Genomic DNA, 6,000 nt, shown 5'->3' on the forward strand with positions numbered 1-6,000 from the left:
ATGTCGTTCGTCCCCCGCCGTCTGGCCCTGACTATTTCGTTGATTGTTTCCGGCGCCTCGCTTTCTCCTGCCAGCCTTGCTCAAGTATTCATCGATACCCCAACCAATACCCCGCTCACCGTGGGCAGTGGCTATTTTTACAACCCCAGTTTGTGGGTGACCAAGACCGGCAGCATCACCACCCATACGACCGCCGTCAGCGTTCGCCAAAACCTGCCTGATTGGCAGCGCAATGTCTTCATTCAAAATGACGGCTCGATCACTGCCGATAGATTAGACGGGATCAGCCTGGGCGCTGCGACCGATGTGCGTATCGACAACACCGGGGTAATCTCCGGCGCCCAGCATGCAATCTCAGGCGAGCAACTCAATTTGCTGAGCAACAATGGCACGCTTGCCGGACGTGACGGCGCTGGGGTTTCGATAACGGGTGATGCCACGGTTTACAACGACGGCACGATCACTGGCGCACGAGAAGGACGCCTGGAGAATATCGACGGCGATGGCCTACGCATAGGAGGCATTGCCCACATCGAAAACTCTGGCGTTATCCGGGCATTGGGCGCCAGTGGAGCGGACAAAAATGGACGAGCCAACACCAGCGATGGAGTATCGATTGGCGGTGGCTACCTGTTCAACGGCGGCCGGTTTGATCCTTCCACAGGCATTCCACGTACCGGCTCAATCACAGGTACCGACAATGGCCTCTTAGTCAGTGATGGCCATGATGGGGCGGCAACCGGCGCAACGGAGCTGAGAAATTTCGTCGACCTGCGTGGGCTTGATGGCTATGGCGCGCGTTTTATCGGTAATTTCGACGACCGGGTATTCAACGGTGCCCTGATCAGCGGGGGTAATGGTGTAGCCCTGGACATGGGGGGCGGCAACGACACCTTGACGCTGTACCCCGGCGCCCGTTTTGAGGGGTTAGTTGACGGCGGCGCAGGGCATAACACCATGATTCTGGAGGGCTACCAATATTATCCTTCAGATACGCGTGAACCCGACGGGACGGTCGAGACGACGCGCAATTTTGACGTACTACAAGTGCGTCGCGGCTACTGGGTACTCAATGGTCGCGGCGATTTCAGCGAAGGCGCACGCCTCTCTGCCAATGGTCACTTAAACAACCAGGGCAACATCGCTGGTGACGTGATCGTCGACCAAGGCGCGACTTACCGGGGCCGAGGCTCAGTCAACAATCTTACCGTCAGCGGGAGATTGATCACGGATACCGTTGTCGGCGCTCCTCAGGTCAACGGCAACCTGATCATGAAGCCAGGCTCTGCATTCGAGTTCGCTACTTATCCCGACGGCAGTGCCGCGACAACCCATGTGGTCGGCAATGCCAGCCTCAACGGTGCCTATTTGTGGCCGCAGCCGGGTTACTCGATGGACTATCCCTGGCACAGCACTTACACCGTCCTGCAAGCAGGCAGCATCACGGGGACCTTTGATGACTCCAACCTGCGCAGCTACTACGCCTTCCTGACGCCAACACTCAGCTACGACAATAACCGGGTGAACCTGAGCTACACACGCAACGATGTCGAGTTCATCGATTACGCCCGTACCCGTAACGCCGCCCGCGCAGTCAACAGCATCGAGTCCATCACGTGGCGCCACTGGAGCAACTGGGATGGCAGTTTCCCCCCGCCCTCCATGATGCGAAACCCCAACCCGCTCTACGACGCGCTGCTGGCCACCTCGGAGACCACGGCCAGCGCCGCGCTTGAGGCCCTGGCAGGCAGCAGCAACGCCAACCTCGCCAGTGCCACACTGGCGGCCAGCAGCCAAGTGGGCACGTCCATGCTGTCGGCCATGCGCCAGATGAGCAGCAGTTCAAGCTTGCTCGTCGGGCTTGAGTCGGCGCAAACACCTGAGCTGGCCGTAACTGGCATCCCAAGCTCTGCGCGCAACTTGAATGATCCAAACGCGCGAGGCCGTGTGTGGCTGCAAGGTCTCGGCAGCTACGGCAAGCTTGAGGGCCAGCACGGCAACGAGTCTTCACAGCAGCGTACACAGGGCAGCCTGCTGGGTATTGACTGGTCCTTGTCGCCGCTCTGGCGCCTGGGTGTACTGGGCGGCTATTCGAAGACCGATATGGACAGCCACAACGTCGATAATTCATTACGCAGCTGGCACGCGGGGGCATATGCCGTACGCAAGGATGGCCCATTGGCGTTGCGCCTGGGGGCTGCGTACAGCCAACACAAGGGTAACAACAAGCGCACAGTAGAGTTCGCAGGTTTCAGCGAGCGACCCAAGGGTGATTACGACGCCGATAGCCAGCAAGCCTTTGCCGAACTGGGTTACATGCTGGGTAACGGCCGATTGAATATCCAACCCTTCGCCAACCTCGGCTATCAGCGCTATCACCGCGACAACTTTAGCGAGAAAGGCGGCGATGCTTCACTCGAGGTGGATGCGCAAACCCAGGACAATGTCAGCAGTACCTTCGGGGTGCGCCTGGCTCATCTGAGCCAACTGGACAATGGCATCAGCCTGACCCCGCAGGCCAGCTTCGGCTGGCGGCATCTGTATGGCAATGTCGACAGCAAGACTCGGCAGGCTTTTTTGATCGGCGGCGACGCCTTCAATGTTGAAGGCAGCGCGCTGGACCGCGACAGCTTGATGGTTGAAGTGGGGTTGGCGGTGGGTTTGTCTGCGCAGCAGAACCTGAGTGTCGGTTACAACGGCGAGCTGGGTAGCAATAGCCGCAATCATGCGGTGGTCGGCCAGTGGCAGATGAGTTTCTAAAGCAATCGAATGCACGCTGGCGTGAAGCCGGGCATCAACCATGATGCCCGTTCGGGTCAGGCTCGGCTCAGGTATTTTTCGATATTGCCCATTTGTTCGTCCCAGCCACGGGAGTTCATCTTGAAGGCTTTCTGACGGCGCGCTTCGGGGACTTGGTCAAAACCGGATTCGACGACCCGCAAGAGGATGCCAGGAGCGCGATCTTCAATCGTGAACTCCACCAGCGTCGGTGTCTCCTTGTCGTAGTCGATGCCCTCTTCCACTGCGAAAGGATGCCACCAGAAAGAAAACAGCGTTTGGGGCAGGATGCGTTCGATCCTGGCCTTCCACACGACATGTTCGTAACCTTTGTAGGTAATGGGTGCTTCGATGGTTTCTCCGGCCACAAAGGTTTTACCTTCAAGTGCGATACCGAACCACTGACCAAATTGATCGGCCTGCGTGAGTGCCTCCCAGACCTGTTTACGTGATGCGTTGAGCAGGACTTTGCGTTCGATGCGATCTAATACGTGCATAAGTCACCTCCTTCATTGAACAGTAGGCGACATCAACCAATGCGCAACCTTGCGTTGTGCGCGATGATGATGACCCCCTCCTTGCCTGGCCATAGGTTATGACTGACCCACTGAATGGAAGTTGCTTGTGCAAAGGCGTGCGCTACCAAGTGGACAGCCTGGACATGCCCATCAGCCACTGCCACTGCGAAAGCTGCCGCAAGGCACACGCGGCCGCGTTTGTTGCCACGGCCGGGGTGATGCGTGAGCATTTTCGCTGGACGCAGGGTGAGGAACTGCTGTCGTCCTTTGAATCTTCGCCGGGCAAATTCAGACATTTCTGCTCGCGCTGCGGCTCACATCTGATCGCTGAACGTGGGCATCAGCCCCACGTGATTGTGCGGGTGGCGACGCTGGATGAGGATCCGGGCGTCAGGCCCACCTCGCATATCTGGACGGCCCATGAAGTGCCCTGGCTGGCCTATGACGGCGTAGCGCGCTGGGACGAGTGGAGGGTTTAAGTCAAACCCGTGGATCACCCGGTGCCTTGGCCGGCGCCGCATATTGCGGCTTGAGGTGGCCTTCCTGGTCGAGCAGCCAGGCATCCATGATCTGTCGCACCACAGGCCCGGCTACACGGCCGCCGGCCTCACCGTTTTCGATCATGACTGAAATCACGATTTTCGGATGTTCGGCCGGGGCAAAGCCGACGAACAAAGCGTTATCGCGATGCCGCTCCAAGGTCTTGTTGCGGTTGTAGCGCTCACCCTGTTTGATCGCCACCACCTGGGCGGTACCACTCTTGCCGGCGATACGGTATTGGGCGCCTTGCGCTGCCGCTCGGGCGATACCGCGGGGATCGTGCATCACCAATTGCATGCCGTGGTTGACCTGCTCCCAGTCACGTGGGTCTTTGAGCACAACGTTGGGCATCGGGTGTTCATCTACCGGAGCCACACCGTTGATGTTCTTGGCCAGGTGCGGCCGGTTCCATACACCTTTGTTGGCGATCAACGCTGTGGCCTGGGCCAATTGCAGCGGTGTCACTTGCATATAACCTTGGCCAATGCCGAGGATCACGGTTTCGCCGGGGAACCACGGCTGGCGACGGGTCGCACGCTTCCAGGCTTGGGATGGCATCAGGCCGGCAGATTCTTCGAACATATCCAGGGACACTTTCTGGCCCAGGCCGAATTCGGCCAGATAGTCGTGCAGGCGGTCGATCCCGAGCTTATGGGCCAGGTCGTAGAAGTAAGTGTCGTTGGAACGCATGATGGCCGCGTCCATGTCCACCCAGCCGTCACCGCTGTGGTTCCAGTTGCGGTATTTGTGGTCAAAGTCTGGCAACTGATAATAACCTGGGTCGAAGACTCGGGTTTGTGGGGTAACAACCCCACTGTCGAGACCGGCGATGGCCACTTCCGGCTTGATGGTTGAGCCTGGCGCATAGAGACCGCGTAGCACGCGGTTGAACAGCGGCCGGTCAATGGAGTCGTGCAGCGCGGCGTACTCCTTGAAGCTGATGCCGGTGACGAACAGGTTCGGATCGAAACTCGGTTTGCTGACCATCGCCAGTACTTCACCGGTTTGCGGGTCCAGGGCGACTACCGAACCACGACGGTCGCCCAAGGCCTCTTCGGCGGCTTCCTGTAGCTTGACGTCGAGGCTCAGTACGATGTTTTTGCCAGGGATCGGATCGGTGTGCTTGAGCACGCGCAGCACACGACCCTGTGCGTTGGTCTCCACCTCTTCATAACCGACATGGCCATGCAGTTCTGACTCGTAAAAGCGCTCGATTCCGGTTTTGCCGATGGATTGGGTACCGCGGTACTCCACCGAATCAAGGGTCTTGGACTCTTTTTCGTTGATGCGACCGACGTAGCCGATAGAGTGGGCAAAGTGCGCGCCCAGAGGGTAATGGCGAACAAATTGTGGCTCGACGTCCACCCCAGGTAGGCGGAACTCGTTGACGGCCAAAACGGCGATCTGCTCTTCGGTCAACTCGTAGAACAACGTGACGGGAACAAACGGGTGACGGGCCTGCTTGAGCGCCTTATCAAACACCGCCCGGTCTTCGGCAGGCAGGTGCAACAGATTGACGATTTCGTCCAGTTCACCCTTGAGGTCGGCTGTGCGCTCACGGGTGATGGTCAGGTTGTAACTCGGCCGGTTGTCGGCCAGGACTACGCCATTACGGTCATAGATCAAGCCCCGAGTCGGTGTGATGGGCAAGACGTGGACCCGGTTGTTTTCGGAAATTGTGGAGTGGTAGTCGTACTGCACCACCTGCAGGAAATACATGCGCCCTACCAGCGCACACGTGATCCCAATCACCAACAACGCGCAGGCGAGCAAGCGCTTGTTGACCAGGCGGTTTTCTTTTTCGTGATCTTTGATAGGTATCGGTTCAGGCATTTCTACAGCATCTCGTTGGAAAAGGTCGACGCCGCATCCTGCGGATAAAGATCAATCCTTGTGAAAATGTGCTGCACCATAGCAAAAATGCAGAAACACTTTGTATCGAATTCCCTCAACGGCAGCTTATTTAATGTTGCCAGAAGCGCTGGAATTTTCGAGCGCCCAAAACAAAACCCCAACTGCTTTCGCAATTGGGGTTTCGGAATTTAATCTTGACGATGACCTACTCTCACATGGGGAAACCCCACACTACCATCGGCGATGCATCGTTTCACTGCTGAGTTCGGGATGGGATCAGGTGGTTCCAATGCTCTATGGTCGTCAAGAA

At 57.9% G+C, this 6,000-nt stretch carries 4 protein-coding genes and 1 rRNA gene; 2 read left to right on the forward strand and 3 right to left on the reverse strand.

The annotated features are described in order from the left end of the window. A complete protein-coding gene (locus MF6394_RS31180; protein WP_078468202.1) occupies window positions 1–2,760 on the forward strand; it encodes an autotransporter outer membrane beta-barrel domain-containing protein in 2,760 nt (919 codons plus the stop codon). A gap of 56 nt (window positions 2,761–2,816) precedes the next feature. On the opposite strand, the gene MF6394_RS31185 is transcribed toward MF6394_RS31180, so the two are convergent. Continuing rightward, entirely contained in the window at window positions 2,817–3,275 is a 459-nt protein-coding gene (locus MF6394_RS31185) for an SRPBCC family protein (protein WP_078468203.1), read from the reverse strand. A 98-nt stretch (window positions 3,276–3,373) separates the two neighbouring features. On the opposite strand from MF6394_RS31185, the gene MF6394_RS31190 reads away from it, so the two are divergent. Then, entirely contained in the window at window positions 3,374–3,775 is a 402-nt protein-coding gene (locus MF6394_RS31190; RefSeq protein ID WP_044273564.1) for a GFA family protein, read from the forward strand. Between the two features lies 1 nt (window position 3,776). On the opposite strand, the gene mrdA is transcribed toward MF6394_RS31190, so the two are convergent. Beyond that, entirely contained in the window at window positions 3,777–5,669 is a 1,893-nt protein-coding gene (gene mrdA / locus MF6394_RS31195; protein ID WP_078468204.1) for a penicillin-binding protein 2, read from the reverse strand. A gap of 213 nt (window positions 5,670–5,882) precedes the next feature. Then, window positions 5,883–5,998 (reverse strand): 5S ribosomal RNA (gene rrf / locus MF6394_RS31200). Between the last annotated feature and the right edge of the window lie 2 nt (window positions 5,999–6,000).

Source organism: Pseudomonas sp. MF6394 (assembly GCF_002018845.1).
GTDB lineage: Bacteria > Pseudomonadota > Gammaproteobacteria > Pseudomonadales > Pseudomonadaceae > Aquipseudomonas > Aquipseudomonas lactis.